Here is a 13,173-nt window from a genome sequence, read left to right as displayed (position 1 = left end):
CGACTGGGGCTCAGCTAGGGCCTGTCCGGCAGATCGAAGGCGAAGCGCAGCGAGCGCACCCGGTGGTCGAAGCTCGACGGGACCAGCTCCGGTGCGCCCACCGACCGCACCTCGGGCAGTCGGCTGAACAGCTCCCGGTAGAGCAGCGTCATCTCCTGGCGAGCCAGCCGGGCGCCGAGGCAGAAGTGCGGACCGCCGCCGCCGAATCCCAGGTGAGGATTGGGACTTCGGGTGATGTCGAAGACCTCCGGATCGCTGAAGACCTCCTCGTCCCGGTTGGCGGAGCCGAAGAAGAGCACCACCTTCTCGCCGCGGGCGAAGTGTGCCCCGCCCAGCGTGCAGTCACTGGCGAGCGTGCGGCGGAACTGGATGATCGGGGTCGAGTGGCGGATGATCTCGTCCACCGCGCCCTCCAACCGGCCGTCCAAGTCCGCCAGCAGCAGCGCTCGTTGCTCGGGGTGCTCGGTGAGCAGATGCAGGCCGTGGGCCAGCGCGTTGCGGGTGGTCTCGACGCCGGCCACCAGTAGCAGCGAGAAGAAGGCGCCCAGTTGACGGTAGGTCAGCTGCCGCCCCTCCAGATCGGCGGTGACCAGCGCCGAGATCAGGTCGTCGGTGGGCCGGCGCCGGCGCTCCCGGCCCAGGTCGGCGACCATGCCCTGCATCCTGGCCAGCGCACGAAGCCCCCGCCCGGGAAGCCGGATCCGCCGATGCAGCGGACGCCGCACGCCGGTGTGCTCCGAGGCGTGGTTCACCTCGGCCAGGATCGGCGGGCGCAGCTCCTCCGGGATGCCCATCATGGTGCAGATCACCTGGAACGGCAGTTCGGCGGCGACCGCCGTGACGAAGTCCACGGGCCGGCGCTCGATGACGTCGTCCACGATCCGCGCCGCCACGGCCCGGATGTCCTCCTCGACCCGGGCGATCAGCCTCGGGGTGAAGGCCCGCGAGACGATCCGGCGCAGCCGGGCGTGCTGCGGGTCGTCCAGATTGACCATCGAATCGCCGAACAACGCGCGCACCCAGCGCGGCGGTTCGGGCGTGGTGACGCCGGGCGCGCTGCGGAAGACCTCCGGCATCCGGCTGGCCGCCACCACGTCCGCGTGCCGCACCAGCGCATGGAACCCGCGCCCGGCCCGCAGCCGCGACGCCGGACGCTCCACGAAGTAGGCGGGGGCGCCCAGTCGGCGCAGCTGGGCGAAGGCCGCCGCCTGCTCGGCGGCGGGCAGGCCCCAGAACGCCGGATCCGCCAGGTCGACCCGCGCATCGAGATCCCGCTCCCCGGACGCCGCTGCCCGGCCCGTCCTCGACACCACAGCCACCTGTCCGCCTCCCACCGATCACACCGAGTGACCAGTTATACGCGCAGGGCAGCGTACAGCGCCAAACGCCGTACCACCCGAACGAGTTACCCCGCGGCCGGCCTAGCCCCAGGGGTCGCCCTCGGCGGTCATGTTCTCGGCGGCCAGGCGGTCCTCGTCGGCCTGCTGGGGCTTCGCCTGGGCCGACTCGGCGGACTTCTCGATGTCGACGGCGAACGCGTCCGCAGCCTCGTCGTGCGCCAGGGCCGCGCGTTCAGCGGGATCCGCGTGCTCATGCGCCTTGGACCGGAACCTGTCGAAGATGCCCATGTCTCCTCCTCGGGTTGGTCGGACCGATGAGCTGCCCTCCTTGTCACAGTACGTCCCGCGATGTGCCACCGGGAGCCCGAACGAGCGAGGTGACCACCCGGTGGCCGTCAGCCCCGGGCGAGGGCCCGGAGCTGGCTGTAGGCGCCGTTGAAGTGGTCCTGGTCGCCGGGGAGATCCGTTCATCCGTCCGCAGGGTCCCCGCCGCGCAGGCGTCGGCTGACCTCCCCCAGCGCCTCGGCCAGCACCCGCAGCTGCTCCGCGTCCAGCACGTCGATCAGCGCCTCGCGCACTGCGGCGACATGCCCCGGCGCCGCCTCCCGCAGCACGGCCATGCCCTGCTCGGTGAGGTGCGCGAAGACTCCGCGGACGTCACTGGGACAGGACCGCCGCCCCACCAGTCCAGCCTTCTCCAGCTGCACCACCTGGTAGGTGAGGCCGCTCTTGGAGGTGATCAGCCGCTCGGCCAGATCAGCCATCCGCAGCGAGTGGTCCGGCGCGGCCGAGAGGTGCACCAGGATCTCGTACTGGGTGTGCGACAGCCCCGCACCGTCCTTGAGCTGCTGTTCCAGGTGGCGCGCCACCAGGTGGCCCGCCGCGAGGAAGCCTCGCCACGCCGCCATCTCCTGCTCGTCCAGCCACCGGGTCTCCGCCATACCGAGAAGCCTATCCCGGTTGTTCAAATTTGAATCCAGGTGTACGGTCACCCAGAGTTCAAATTTGAACAACCAGCTTCACCCTCCCCCGCCCGCCCCTGGATGACCGGAGACCGGACATGCCTCGCACTCACGCCGTCGCCGAAGCACCCGAACTGCCCCAGGTGCCGTCCGCCCGTGTACGGACCAAGGTGCGCGTCCCGCTGCGCTTCGGCGACGGCTACCGCGTCGAAGCCGACATACTGACCTTCCACGACCTCGCCGACGGCGCCGAGCACCTGGCACTGGCCCTGGGCAACCCGGCCGCGGCCGCCACCCCGCTGGTCCGGCTGCACTCCGAGTGCCTCACCGGGGACGTCTTCGGCTCGGAGCGCTGCGACTGCGGCCCCCAGCTGCGCGAAGCCGTCGAGCAGATCGCCCACGTCGGCGGCTACCTGCTCTACCTGCGCCAGGAGGGCCGCGGCATCGGCCTCTACAACAAGTTGGACGCCTACGCCCTGCAGGACGGCGGCCGGCTGGACACCTATGCCGCCAATGCCGCCCTCGGCCTGCCCGAGGACGGCCGCGACTACACCGCCGCGGCCCAGATGCTGCACACCCTGGGCGTCGACCGGATCGACCTGCTCAGTAACAACACCGACAAGGCCGAGCAGTTGGCCGCCCTCGGCATCGAGGTCGCCACCCGCGTCCCGACCGGCGTCCACACCTCCCCCAGCAACCTGCACTACCTGCGCACCAAGGCCCACGGCACCGCGCTGACCCACGCCCACACCATCCAGCTGCTGCCCGCCGGCGCGTAGGCGCTTGCGCGCTCAGCGCAGCACGCGGCCGGGCAGGTCCGAGCCCACGTAACCCTCCGCGAACAACTGCGCCCCGCTCAGCGAGTCCCGTAGGTGGGCCAACCGGGAGAGCTGCATCCGATGCATGAACGGAGCATCCGAACCGCCGCCCGACGGGCTGTGGGTGAGGTGCAGCAGCCAGTGCGAGAACTCCTGGGCCCGCCAGACCTCCGGGAGGCGGGCGGCCGAGTAGCCGTCCAGCAGGCGCGATCCCGCGCCGGAGTAGTGGGCGACCAGCCCGCGCGCCAGCTCGGCGGCGTCGGCGATGGCGAGGTTCATGCCCTTGCCGCCGGCCGGTGTGATGATGTGCGCCGCGTCACCGACCAGGAAGAGCCGGCCGTACTGCATCGGCTCGACCACGAAACTGCGCATGTCCAGCACGCTCGTCTCGGTGATCGGGCCGGTCTTCAACTCCCAGCCGTCGACGGCGAGCCGCCGGCGCAGGGTGGCCCAGATCCGCGCCTCGGGCCAGTTCTCCACCGCGTCGCCTATCGGGCACTGGAGGTAGAAGCGGCTGACGCTGGGGGTGCGCAGCATATGGCCGGCGAAGCCCTCCTCGTGCAGGGCGTAGATGATCTCCTCGGTGGACGGCGGGACCTCGGCCAGGATGGCCAACCAGCCGAACTCGTGCTGCTTGGAGTACGCCTGCAGCCGCCCGGTCGGCACGGACGCGCGCGCGGCGCCGTAGAAGCCGTCGCAGCCGGCGACGAACTCGCAGTCGAGGTCCAGCGGTTCCCCCGGGCCGTCGTCGGCGCCTCCGCCCTCGCCGCCCTCGCCGCCGGCAGTCGGCTCGCAGCGCAGCACCGCCCGGCCGCTGTCCAGTCCGGCCACCCCGACCACCGGGTGCGAGAAGAGCAGGGTGCCGCCCGCACCGAGGAACGACGCGATGAGATCGCGGACCAGGAACTGCTGGGGGTAGACATGATGCGCACGGCCGCCGGAGAGTTCGGCGTACGGAACGGAGAACCGCTCGCCCCGGTAGCGGAACTCGCAGCTGCTGTGCCGCCCGCCCTGCGCCAGCAACTGGTCCGCCAGGCCGTGGCGGGCCAGGAAGTCGGCCGTCCGGTGCTCGATCACCCCGGCCCTGGCCCGGGCTTCGACGTGGGCCCGGGTGTGCCGCTCGACCACCACGCACTCGATGCCCGCCTGCTGCAGGACGTTGGCCAGCACCAACCCGGCGGGCCCCGCACCGATGATCCCCACCTGAGTCCGAAGACGCATGACTCCCCCAGTCCGGATGGTCCGTCAGGAGCGGTCCGACCGGCGCCGATCCGCTCCACCCCCTTGCGCCAGTCGCCCGGGGCCCGTGCGGCACAGCCTATGCGCCCGGAGCATGACGGTGGATCAGTTGATCTCCTCCGGACGGCTACTGGCGCGCGCTGGCTGATGCGACGGTCAGCGCAGTGGCCAGCGCAGCGGTCAGCGCGGCAGCTCGCCCGGGCCGTACAGCTTCGGGCCCTCGCCGTCGCGGTCCAGCGTGCTCAGCACGGTCCGCAGGGTCTCGCGCAGTTCAAGCACCTGCTCGCGGCTCAGCGGGTCGAACAGGTGCTGGCGCACCGCCTCCACGTGCCCGGGCGCCGCGGCTGCCAGGACCTCGAAGCCCTCGTCGGTCAGCTGCGCGAAGGTGGTCCGGCGGTCGCCGGGGTGCTTGACGCGCCGGACCCAACCGGACTCCTCCAGCCGGTTGACCGCATGCGAGAGCCGACTGGGCGAGGAGCGTGCGAGCCGGGCGAGCTCGCTCATGGTCAGCTCCCGCCCGGGAGCCTCGGAGAGCATCACCAGGATCACGTAGTACGCGTGCGGCAGGCCGGAGTCCCGCTGCAACTGGCGGTCCAGCGCCTCGTTCAGCAGCCGCGAGGTCCACAGGAACGCGCGCCAGGTCTGCTGCTCGTCCTCATCCAGCCATCGGGTCTCGGTCATGCGACTATCCTAGTGGCAATACTTGAACGCTCAACCGTTGAGTGCTCAAGCAATCTCGTCTACACTGACACTTGAAAGCTCAAGTACCCCCACGCCAGACCACCAGACCACCAGACCGCCACACAGCGACGAATCCGAAGGAGAGCCGGCCATGCCCGTGCGACGCCTCAACCACGCAGTCCTCTACATCCGTGATGTGGCCCGGTCCGTCGAGTTCTACACCGACGTGTTCGGCTTCAAGGTGGACGTGGAGATCCCCGGCCGCGCCGCCTTCCTGAGCGCCGAGGACACCCTCAACGACCACGACCTCGGCCTCTTCTCGGTCGGCGCGCAGGCCGGCGGCCCGGTGCCCGGCCAGGTCGGCCTCTACCACCTCGCCTGGGAGGTCGGCACGCTGGGCGAGCTGTCCGAGATCGCCGCCCGGCTGCGCGAGCGCGGCTCACTGGTCGGCGCGACCGACCACCGGGTCTCCAAGTCCGTCTACGCCAAGGACCCCGACGGCATCGAGTTCGAGGTCATGTGGCGCGTCCCGCGTGCGGACTGGCCCGGCGACGACGGCCAGAGCGGCCTGCGGCCGCTGGACCTCCAGGACTCGCTCGAGCGCTGGGGCGCCGACCTGAAGACCGGCGCCGCAGCGGGCTCCCCCACCTGATCGGACCTCAGAGCCTGGATGAAAGCCTGGCTCTCAGTCCTCACCCAGCACGGCGTACCACTCGGTGTCCCCGCGGTCGAACGGGTCGGCCGGCTCGACCTCCTCGGCCGCCCGCATCGGGGGCTGCTCCTGCCAGTTACCGAGCTCGGTCGTGGTGGTGGTGCTTTCGCGTTCCATCTGGTCTCCTCCGGGTTGTCGATCTTCGACTGCTGATCGTGGCCGACCCGTTACCCGAGTCGATCACGCCCAAACGGAACAACCTCCCGGTTCCACCGGATGGCCGCCCTGGTACAGCCACCCGGCCTACCATTCGGCTATGCAGGATCCCTTGAGCCGCGAACCGGAGACTCGTCCGCGGTGGGGTCCGCGGTGGGGTCAGCGGTGGGAGCTGATCAGGGAGAAGCGGCCGCCCTGCGGGTCGTTCAGGTGGGCGACCCGGCCGTAGGGGGTGTCGGTGGCGGGGGTGATGGCGCTGGCGCCCAGGGCCAGCGCCTGGGCGACCGAGCTGTCGGTGGCCGCCACGGAGAAGTAGACGTGCCAGGCGGGCCGGTCCTCGACGCCCGTGTCGTCGGCGAGCCGGGCCAGCGCGGCCACGCTGCGGCCCTCGGTGCGCAGCACCACCCGGTCATGCTCCCAGCGGACCTCCAGCTGCCGGGGGTCGCGGGCGTCCCAGGCGAAGACCTCGCCGTAGAAGAGCGCCGCCTCGAAGGCGTCGCGGGTGCGCAGCTCGATCCAGACCGGCGCGCCGGGGGTGCTCAGCCAGGAGGACCCGCCGTGCTCCTTGCCCTCCCAGATCCCGAACGGGGCGCCCGCCGGGTCGGCGGCGACCGCGAGGCGTCCGGCGTCGAAGCCCAGCGGGCCCACCGCCATCGTGCCGCCCCTGGCCCGCACCCGCTCGGCGGTGACGTCGGCGTTCTCGGTGCCGAAGTAGGTGGTCCAGGCGACCGGCAGCTGCAGGTCCGCCGAGCTGCTCAGCCCGGCCACCGCCACACCGTCGACCACAGCGCGGACGTACGGGCCCCAGCGGTCGGGGCCGGGCTCGAAGCACCAGCCGAGCAGCGGCCCGTAGAAGGCCTGTGCGGCGTCCAGGTCACGGGCCATCAGGGTCACCCAGCTGGGAACCGCAGGCACGCACCGCACCGCTGCCCGCCCCACTGCTGCCTCGGTCATCGGTGCTTCCTCCTCCGTACACGGCTGGTTTCCCTCGACCGTACCCGCACCGTGCCCGCGCCGCAGCGGCGTCGGACCGGGCCTACGGGTGGGTCATCCGCAGGACGTCCAGCGCCTCGTCCAACTGGGCCTCCGTCAGCAGCCCGCGCTCGACGTAGCCGCGGTCGATGACCACCTGACGGATCGTCCTGGACTCGGCGAGCGCCTGCTTGGCGACCTTCGCGGCCTCCTCGTAGCCGATGTAGCGGTTGAGCGGGGTGACCACGGACGGGGAGGACTCGGCGTAGTGGCGGGCCCGCTCGACGTTGGCCGTGACGCCGTCGACCGTGCGCTCCGCCAGCAGCCGGGACGCGCTGGCGAGCAGCCGGACCGACTCCAGCAGGTTGCGGGCGATCACCGGCAGCATCACATTGAGCTCGAAGTTGCCGCTTGCCCCGGCCATCGCCACGGTCGCGTCGTTGCCCACCACCTGGGCCGCGACCATCGCGACCACCTCGGGGATCACCGGGTTGACCTTGCCCGGCATGATCGAGGAGCCGGGCTGGAGGTCGGGCAGGTTGATCTCGCCCAAGCCGGTGCGCGGGCCCGAGGCCATCCAGCGCAGATCGTTGACGATCTTGGTGAGGCCGACCGCGACGGTCCGCAGCTGGCCGCTCAGCTCGACGAGCGCGTCGCGCGCGCCCTGGGCCTCGAAGTGGTTGCGCGCCTCGGTCAGCGGCAGGCCGGTGGCCCGGGCCAGCTCGGCGATCACGGCGGCGGAGAAGCCGGGCGGGGTGTTGATGCCGGTGCCGACGGCGGTACCGCCCAGCGGCAGCTCGGCGACCCGCGGCAGGGTCGCGCGCAGCCGCTCCTGGCCGTAGCGGACCTGGGCCGCGTAACCACCGAACTCCTGGCCGAGCGTGACGGGCGTGGCGTCCATCAGGTGTGTCCGGCCCGCCTTGACGACCTGGGCGAACTCGCCCGCCTTGCTCTCCAGCGCCGCCTCCAACTGGGCCAGCGCCGGCAGCAGGTCGTCGGTGACCGCCTGGGTGGCGGCGATGTGGATCGAGGACGGGAAGACGTCGTTGGACGACTGGCTCGCGTTGACGTGGTCGTTCGGGTGGACCGGGCTGCCCAGCCGCTCGCTCGCCAGGGTGGCCACCACCTCGTTGGTGTTCATGTTGGAGGAGGTGCCCGAGCCGGTCTGGAAGACGTCCACCGGGAAGTGCTCGTCCCAGCGGCCCTGCGCCACCTCCTCCGCGGCCGAGACGATCGCCCCGGCCACCGGCTCCTCCAGGATGCCCAGCTCGGCGTTGACCTTGGCCGCCGCGGCCTTGATCGCGGCCAGCGCCGCGATATGCGCGCGGCCCAGGCGCTGCCCGGAGACCGGGAAGTTCTGCACCGCCCGCTGGGTCTGCGCCTGCCACTTCGCGTGGGCGGGAACCCTCACCTCGCCCATCGAGTCGTGCTCTGTCCGGTACGCCTGCCCCGGCTGGTCCGTCTGCTTCGGTTGGACCGTCTGCTCCGGTTGGTACGTCTGCTCATCGCCCATGGCGCCACACCTCCACCCAGCTCAGCCCGCCCGGGCCGCCGGGTTATTTCCGCCGACCGGGTGAGATCGATCATCAGCAGGTCACGCTCAGGGGGTTTTGCGCGGTTCACCCCGATAGGTGCCGAACGACCAGCGGTTTCCCTCCGGATCGCGGGCGGCGAAGTCGCGCGAACCGTAGTCGGTGTCGTGCGGCTCGCTGGTGATCTCGGCGCCGGCGGCCTTGGCGCGCGCGTACAGCGCGTCGGGGTGATCGGTCACCACGTAGGCGCCGAACGAGCCGGGGACCAGGGGCCAGCGGTCGTCCGGGGTCTCCCGGGCGCTGCCCAGCATGATGCCGCCGCCCTCCGGCCAGGCCAGCTGGGCGTGGTGCACCAGCTCGCCCTCGCCGTAGACCACGACCTCCTCGAACCCGAACGCCTCCGTCAGGAAGCGGATCAGCGCGCGGGCGTCGCGGGACCGCAGACTGGGCCAGACCTGCGGCGCTGGTGTCAGCTCGGCCATCTCGACCGGACCTCCTCGGATGGACTCGCCCCGGTCTCCCCGGGGCACGGGTCCAGCCTCTCGCCGCAGCGGGCGGCGTGCCACGCGGTCACTGCAGGATGTTGACCGCCCGGGCCACCACCAGCACCACCGTCAGCAGCGACACCGCCGACTGCAGCATCATCAGCATCTTGGCCCAGAGCGAGAGCGGCATAGTGTCCGTCGGGCTGAAAGCGGTCGCGTTGGTGTAGGCCACGTAGAGGTAGTCGAAGAACCCCGGTTCCCAGTTGGGCGGGGCGATGTCCGGCTGCTGCATCTGCGGGAAGAGCAGGTCGGGGTAGTCGGCGGTGCCGCGGGCACGGGCCGCCGGGCCGCCGCGGTCCCACTCCCAGTACCAGAGCGCGAAGGCGATCACATTGGTCGCCCAGACGGCGGCGCCGGTACCGAGCAGTCCGAGCGCGGTGGGCGCTCCGGCGCCGGTGACCAGCTCGCGGACCAGCTTGACCGCCGACCAGCCGTTGGCGAGGCTGATCGCCGCGACCAGGGCCAGGCTCAGCGCGCGCAGCACCCGCGAGCTCTGGTCGAGGCGGCGGTGCGGGTTCATCGCGACCAGCGCGATCAGCAGGCCGACCTCCAGGGCGGGCAGCAGCCAGCGCGGGTGGATGCTCAGCCGGGCCGGCAGGAAGAACTGCAGCGCGACAGCGGAGAGGATCGCGACCGTCACCGCCCAGCGCTGCTCGGCCTCGGTCTCGGCCCGCCAGGCCGGGCGGGTGGGGATGCCCGGGCGGGTGGGGATGCCCGGGCCGGCCTCGGCCTGCGGAACCCCGTCAGCGTCGGCACCGGTCACCGTGCTGTCCACGGACGCTCCGGAGCCGAGCAGGGCCTCGATCCGGTCGAGCCGGCGATGGAGCAGTGCGGCGAGGTGGTCCGGCTCGGGGCTGTCCTTCTCGTCATGGGTACTCATGGCGCTCATTGTGCTGGGTGGCCTGCGGGCCGCTGACGGCACGGGGTGCCCGGAGCCGGAGCCCGGGGCGGCTCTCAGACCTCGCGGCGGACGGCCAGCAGCGCCGCGTCATCCGTCAGCCCGCCCACGACGTAGGCCTCGACGTCGGCGAGGAGTTGGTCGAGCAGCCCGCCCGGGTCGTGGGCGGGCAGTGTGGCGAGCCGGGTGGCCAGTGGGTAGAACACTCCGCCGGCGTCCCTGGCCTCGGACACCCCGTCGGTGTAGAGCAGCAGTAGGTCGCCGGGGTGCAACTCGACCTCACGGACCAGGTAGTGCTCGCCGGTCAGCTCGCGCAGGCCCAGCGGCGGTGCGAAACCGGGAGGCTGCACCTCGCTGACCGCGCCAGTGCGGCGCACCCGGAGCATCGGCGCGGGGTGACCGCAGTTGACGACCTCCGCCACTCCCGATCGCCCGGGCAGGCCGACCAGGACGGCGGTCACGAAGCGGTCGCTCGTCGACCCGCGGGCGAGGGCGGAATCCAGCCGCTCGGCCACCACGGCAAGGTCGGCCTCGGTGCGGGCCGCCTCACGGAAGGCTCCGAGGACGTCGGCGGCGGTGTCGACGGCTCCCAGGCCCTTGCCCTGGACATCGCCGAGCAGGATCCGCACGCCGTGCGGGGTGTCAAGCACCTGATAGAGATCCCCGCCGATCCGGGCCTCCGCGGCGGCGGCCTCGTACCGGACGGCCAGACTCAGCGGGCCGATCCGCGCGGGCACCGGGCGCAGCAGGGCCCGCTGGGCCGCCTCGGAGACGGTGCGGACCTGGCGCAGCTCGCGGTCGCGGGCGCGCAGCAGCACGACGTTGGCAACGCTGGCCAGGGTGACCGCCGCGACGGCGATCAGGGCGGCCGCGTGCACGGACGCGGGCACGTCGCGGTTGGCCAGACTGAGCAGCGCGACCGCCACCAGCGCGATCAGCCCGGCCAGGAGCGGGACCCGCGCCGAGCGGCTGCCGGTGCCGGCCAGCACCGGGACAGCGGCCAGCACGGGCGAGACGGTGGTCCCGGGGCCGGTGAGCAGATCGGCCGCGACGGCGGCGGCGAGCAGCAGGTAGGCGCCCAGCAACAGGCCGCGCCAGCGTTGGGGCAGGCCATGCGACCGCCGGGGCGGGCCCACCGCCACGGCCGGCTGCTGCTGGAGCTGCTCGGGCACGGTCTGCTCCCTTCCGTGTCGCGTCCACCCTCAACTCTCCGCCGTTCGCAGCGGCCCGGCGACGTGGCCTCGCGCCCACGCCGGGGCTAGGGCGAGGGCGAGGGCGCGAGGCCACCGGCTCAGCGCAGCAGGGTGTCCAGGAACGGGGTGCTGAAGACGTGGTGCGGGTCGTAGCGGTTCAGGGTCGCCACGGCCTCGTCCCAGCCCGGGCCGCCGCCGGCCCGGTGGCTGTCCGGGATCACCCTGGTAATGACGTCCTGGTCGGCCCAGGTGGCGTCGGCGGTGTAGGCCCAGCCCTTGGACCACTCGACGCGCAGCGCGGCCCGGGTGCCGTCGAAGGTGGTCAGCAGGAACTGCTCCAGATCGCGGCCGAACTGGTGCAGCCCCGGGGTGGAGGGCAGCGTCAGCACGTCGAACCAGACCGCGACGTCCCACTCGGGGTGGTCGGGCCGCGGGCTGAGCGCGGAGAGCAGCGGCGCCCTGGCGCCCGGCACGCCGACCACCGCCGGATCGTCGAGGCCGGTCACCCGGATCTCCACCGCGCCGTTGATCGGGAAGGCGCCCCGCCCCTGGTACTCCGTCAGCAGCTGCTGGTAACCCGAGGTCACCTGGTTGACCACCCACTGCACGTCGGCCCGTTTGGCGAGCACGGCGTATCCGTTGGCCGTCATCCGCAGCGTGGTCGGCCGGACGTACTGTAGGAGGGTCCGCGAGGGGCCCCAGAGGTCGGAGCCCAGGCCGTCCGCGAGCAGGTGGGTGATCACGTCCAGCGTCAGCAGGTCGCGCAGCAGGCCGCCGGAGAGCAGCACGTCGGTGAGGTCGCCGGTCAGGCCGAGCCGGGCGATCAGGAACTGGAGTTGCCCGAAGACCGGTGCCAAGGCCCAGGAGCCGCCGACCAGTTGGCCGGCCAGGTCGGCCACCGGGGTGGGGATGCTGTCGGAGAACGGGTAGTTGTAGGGCTGGTCGACCGCCCGCGAGCTGAACGGCTGCTCCGGGGTGACGCTCCAGGACTTGAGCCACGGGTACTCGGTGAAGGCGAACCAGATCGCCTCGACCCGGCCGTCCCGCTCCAGGAAGTCGGCGAACCGGCGCGAGCTGGAACTCGCCCCCGGAGCCGCGAAGAGCTCGCTCGCCGGGATGTCCAGGCGGCTGACGCAGCGCAGGTTCTGGTCGGCGCCGGCCCGCAGCACGGCCTCCGTCACGAACGCCCGGCCCAGGTGGACCAGGAAGGCGGCGCTGTCGGCCTCGCTGCGCTGGAAGGTGCGCAGCACGTACTGACCGGCGCCCTCGTCCCACACCACGGCGGTGAGTTCGGTGACCAGATTGCTGACCGACCCGTAGCCGTGGCCGGGCAGCGGGCTCTCCCCCGCGGCCGGGACGGCGGTGCCGTGGCCACCGATCGCGAGCACGCCGCCGACCGTCACATCGCCGGGGGCCGGGCAGCTGGTGACCCCGAGGCCCTGGCCGGCCAGGAAGGCGAGCACCTGCTCCATCCCCGCGCCGGCCTGCGCGCGGACGGCGGGCAGGCCGCCCGGCTCGGTGGCCAGCCCCACCGCGGTGAGGTACCGGGTGGTGTCCAGCAGCAGCACGGCGGTCGAGGACGGCGTGCCGTCCGCCACCGTGAGCGGCGCCCAGGTGTGCCGATACCCCTGGGCGCGCAATCGCCAGCCCTGTGCGTTGGCCCAGTTCGCCAGGGTCACCACGTCCTGCGGGGTGCGCGGCGCGCACGTCCAGAGCTGGTCGGTGTGGATCTCGCCGGCCCAGTTCTCGAAGACCCGCTGGTAGAGCTCGATCCCGGCGGGGAAGGCGGGCGGGACGGCTCCCGAGGCCGCGTCCGCCGAGGCCGTGTCGGGCCCGACCATGCCGCGCAGCAGCCAGACCCCGCCACCCAGCGCGGCGGAGCCGGCCAGCAATCGGCGGCGCGTCAGCCCCGCCGCCCCGCCGAGCGAACCGCCGCCCGACGCGTCCGCAACGTCCTGCGCCGCGTCACCCCTCGCGTCACCCACCGCGCCACCCATCGCGTCGCCGCCCTCCGGCGATACCCGCCCTGGTGACCTGCGCACAGCCATGTCTCCCCACCCTCTCCCACACCCGTCGAACCACTGCTGACACTCGGTCAGCTCGTGGCACAGACGCTACTGAGAGG

The 13,173-nt window shown here is 72.4% G+C and carries 14 protein-coding genes; 2 read left to right on the top strand and 12 right to left on the bottom strand.

Annotated features, from left to right (window positions below; translation table 11 throughout):
• Positions 1–14: 14 nt before the first annotated feature.
• The 3 genes from P3T34_RS35930 to P3T34_RS35920 form a co-directional block, all read right to left on the bottom strand.
• Positions 15–1,313 (bottom strand): cytochrome P450, encoded by a 1,299-nt coding sequence (locus tag P3T34_RS35930; protein WP_280672601.1) that lies wholly within the window; start codon positions 1,311–1,313, stop codon positions 15–17.
• 108 nt (positions 1,314–1,421) lie between these two features.
• Entirely contained in the window at positions 1,422–1,628 is a 207-nt protein-coding gene (locus tag P3T34_RS35925) for a hypothetical protein (RefSeq protein ID WP_280670438.1), read from the bottom strand.
• A 179-nt stretch (positions 1,629–1,807) separates the two neighbouring features.
• On the bottom strand, positions 1,808–2,281 hold the full coding sequence (locus tag P3T34_RS35920) for a MarR family transcriptional regulator (protein WP_280670436.1): 474 nt from the start codon (positions 2,279–2,281) through the stop codon (positions 1,808–1,810).
• A gap of 155 nt (positions 2,282–2,436) precedes the next feature.
• Here P3T34_RS35920 and ribA point away from each other — a divergent pair, with 155 nt between their 5' ends.
• Positions 2,437–3,081, top strand: a complete 645-nt coding sequence (ribA, locus tag P3T34_RS35915) for a GTP cyclohydrolase II (RefSeq protein WP_280672599.1) — start codon at positions 2,437–2,439, stop codon at positions 3,079–3,081.
• Between the two features lie 12 nt (positions 3,082–3,093).
• Here ribA and P3T34_RS35910 read toward each other — a convergent pair whose 3' ends face one another.
• Entirely contained in the window at positions 3,094–4,341 is a 1,248-nt protein-coding gene (locus P3T34_RS35910) for a 4-hydroxybenzoate 3-monooxygenase (protein WP_280670434.1), read from the bottom strand.
• A gap of 198 nt (positions 4,342–4,539) precedes the next feature.
• The gene (locus tag P3T34_RS35905) at positions 4,540–5,040 is read right to left on the bottom strand and encodes a MarR family transcriptional regulator (protein ID WP_280670432.1); all 501 of its coding nucleotides are present in this window, start codon (positions 5,038–5,040) and stop codon (positions 4,540–4,542) included.
• Positions 5,041–5,191: 151 nt separating this feature from the next.
• Here P3T34_RS35905 and P3T34_RS35900 point away from each other — a divergent pair, with 151 nt between their 5' ends.
• Positions 5,192–5,692: a VOC family protein gene (locus tag P3T34_RS35900; RefSeq protein WP_280670430.1), complete on the top strand. Its 501-nt coding sequence runs from the start codon at positions 5,192–5,194 to the stop codon at positions 5,690–5,692.
• A 33-nt stretch (positions 5,693–5,725) separates the two neighbouring features.
• Here P3T34_RS35900 and P3T34_RS35895 read toward each other — a convergent pair whose 3' ends face one another.
• The 7 genes from P3T34_RS35895 to P3T34_RS35865 form a co-directional block, all read right to left on the bottom strand.
• Positions 5,726–5,869: a hypothetical protein gene (locus P3T34_RS35895; protein WP_280670428.1), complete on the bottom strand. Its 144-nt coding sequence runs from the start codon at positions 5,867–5,869 to the stop codon at positions 5,726–5,728.
• Positions 5,870–6,067: 198 nt separating this feature from the next.
• Positions 6,068–6,862: a VOC family protein gene (locus P3T34_RS35890; protein ID WP_280670426.1), complete on the bottom strand. Its 795-nt coding sequence runs from the start codon at positions 6,860–6,862 to the stop codon at positions 6,068–6,070.
• Between the two features lie 82 nt (positions 6,863–6,944).
• Positions 6,945–8,393, bottom strand: coding sequence for a class II fumarate hydratase (locus P3T34_RS35885; RefSeq protein ID WP_280670425.1), 1,449 nt, complete (start codon positions 8,391–8,393; stop codon positions 6,945–6,947).
• An 87-nt stretch (positions 8,394–8,480) separates the two neighbouring features.
• Positions 8,481–8,894, bottom strand: coding sequence for a VOC family protein (locus P3T34_RS35880; RefSeq protein ID WP_280670424.1), 414 nt, complete (start codon positions 8,892–8,894; stop codon positions 8,481–8,483).
• 88 nt (positions 8,895–8,982) lie between these two features.
• Positions 8,983–9,837, bottom strand: coding sequence for a hypothetical protein (locus tag P3T34_RS35875; RefSeq protein WP_280670423.1), 855 nt, complete (start codon positions 9,835–9,837; stop codon positions 8,983–8,985).
• Positions 9,838–9,911: 74 nt separating this feature from the next.
• A complete protein-coding gene (locus P3T34_RS35870) occupies positions 9,912–11,027 on the bottom strand; it encodes a PP2C family protein-serine/threonine phosphatase (protein ID WP_280670422.1) in 1,116 nt (371 codons plus the stop codon).
• Between the two features lie 119 nt (positions 11,028–11,146).
• The gene (locus P3T34_RS35865; protein ID WP_280670420.1) at positions 11,147–13,096 is read right to left on the bottom strand and encodes a cholesterol oxidase substrate-binding domain-containing protein; all 1,950 of its coding nucleotides are present in this window, start codon (positions 13,094–13,096) and stop codon (positions 11,147–11,149) included.
• Between the last annotated feature and the right edge of the window lie 77 nt (positions 13,097–13,173).

It is taken from the genome of Kitasatospora sp. MAP12-44, assembly GCF_029892095.1.
Lineage (GTDB): Bacteria > Actinomycetota > Actinomycetes > Streptomycetales > Streptomycetaceae > Kitasatospora.
Note: the sequence above shows the minus strand (reverse complement) of the source record. Positions and strands in the feature narration are given on the sequence as shown.

What these genes read in the sequence shown, in the direction of transcription:
- P3T34_RS35895 (WP_280670428.1), bottom strand. Translation starts at nt 5,869, where the DNA reads ATGGAACGCGAAAGCACCACCACCACGACCGAGCTCGGTAACTGGCAG.
- P3T34_RS35910 (WP_280670434.1), bottom strand. Translation starts at nt 4,341, where the DNA reads ATGCGTCTTCGGACTCAGGTGGGGATCATCGGTGCGGGGCCCGCCGGG.
- P3T34_RS35885 (WP_280670425.1), bottom strand. Translation starts at nt 8,393, where the DNA reads ATGGGCGATGAGCAGACGTACCAACCGGAGCAGACGGTCCAACCGAAG.
- P3T34_RS35865 (WP_280670420.1), bottom strand. Translation starts at nt 13,096, where the DNA reads ATGGCTGTGCGCAGGTCACCAGGGCGGGTATCGCCGGAGGGCGGCGAC.
- P3T34_RS35875 (WP_280670423.1), bottom strand. Translation starts at nt 9,837, where the DNA reads ATGAGTACCCATGACGAGAAGGACAGCCCCGAGCCGGACCACCTCGCC.
- P3T34_RS35920 (WP_280670436.1), bottom strand. Translation starts at nt 2,281, where the DNA reads ATGGCGGAGACCCGGTGGCTGGACGAGCAGGAGATGGCGGCGTGGCGA.
- P3T34_RS35890 (WP_280670426.1), bottom strand. Translation starts at nt 6,862, where the DNA reads ATGACCGAGGCAGCAGTGGGGCGGGCAGCGGTGCGGTGCGTGCCTGCG.
- P3T34_RS35925 (WP_280670438.1), bottom strand. Translation starts at nt 1,628, where the DNA reads ATGGGCATCTTCGACAGGTTCCGGTCCAAGGCGCATGAGCACGCGGAT.
- P3T34_RS35880 (WP_280670424.1), bottom strand. Translation starts at nt 8,894, where the DNA reads ATGGCCGAGCTGACACCAGCGCCGCAGGTCTGGCCCAGTCTGCGGTCC.
- P3T34_RS35900 (WP_280670430.1), top strand. Translation starts at nt 5,192, where the DNA reads ATGCCCGTGCGACGCCTCAACCACGCAGTCCTCTACATCCGTGATGTG.
- P3T34_RS35905 (WP_280670432.1), bottom strand. Translation starts at nt 5,040, where the DNA reads ATGACCGAGACCCGATGGCTGGATGAGGACGAGCAGCAGACCTGGCGC.